The sequence below is a fragment of the Leisingera sp. MMG026 genome (assembly GCF_021654205.1).
In the GTDB taxonomy this organism is placed as follows: domain Bacteria; phylum Pseudomonadota; class Alphaproteobacteria; order Rhodobacterales; family Rhodobacteraceae; genus Leisingera.
The window spans coordinates 1-759 of sequence record NZ_JAKFZM010000140.1 but is presented as its reverse complement, the minus strand read 5'-3'; the positions used below and the strand labels follow the sequence as shown (position 1 = coordinate 759).

Annotated in this window: 1 protein-coding gene; it reads right to left on the bottom strand. The window is 61.5% G+C overall.

Annotated features, from left to right (window positions below; translation table 11 throughout):
- Positions 1-600 (bottom strand): tyrosine-type recombinase/integrase (locus tag L1069_RS23855; RefSeq protein ID WP_237457297.1); only part of this gene is annotated, 600 nt, incomplete at its 3' end.
- Positions 601-759 lie beyond the last annotated feature (159 nt).

The following is a 759-nucleotide window of genomic DNA, read 5'->3' as shown; positions in this document are numbered from 1 at the left end:
GGATCCGGGCACGCCCGGGTCCTGGCTCGCGGGGCGTTGGGTCCACCACTCGCGCAACAAACCCAGAATGTCCCCGGGCAACATCACGTTGCGATCCTTGCGGCCTTTGGCCTGCACAATGCGGATGATCTTCTGTTCCCCGTCGATGTCGCCGACCTTCAGCCGGACGACCTCGCCCGCGCGCATGCCGCACCCATAGGCGAGCGACAGCATTACGCGCGCCTTCAGGCCGGGCGCCATGGCCAGAACGCGTTTGACCTCGTTGCGGCTCAGCACAAGCGGCACCTTCACCGGTTCCTTCAGGTGGAAAACCTCGGCTGCCAGATCATGCCGCCGCAGGGTGACCCGGAACAGAAACTTCACCCCGGTCTTGGTTTGGTTGCGGGTACAAATGCTGGTCCCGGTCTCGATCAGATGCTGCTGGAAGTGCTTCACATCATCCGGTGAAGCTGTGTCCGGAGATCGCCCGAGCCAGGAGGCAAACCGCTTGCAGGCCCGCAGGTGGCTGGTCTGCGCGGCTGGTCCGAGATTGCGTGCCGACATATCCGCGATCATGCGGCCACGAAGCGGTGTCGTCGGTGTAGGATGCTGAATGGTCATGGCAAAACCCTCTGTCAATCGAGGTAAAATCACCTCGACCAACAGCACACACCCGACATCGAAAACCGCGAAACAAATCCCGGTTCAGCGCAACGCCTGCCACACAGAACCCCTATCGCGGAGCGATTTAGTGCCTGAGCCCGTTTTACCAAATGCTGC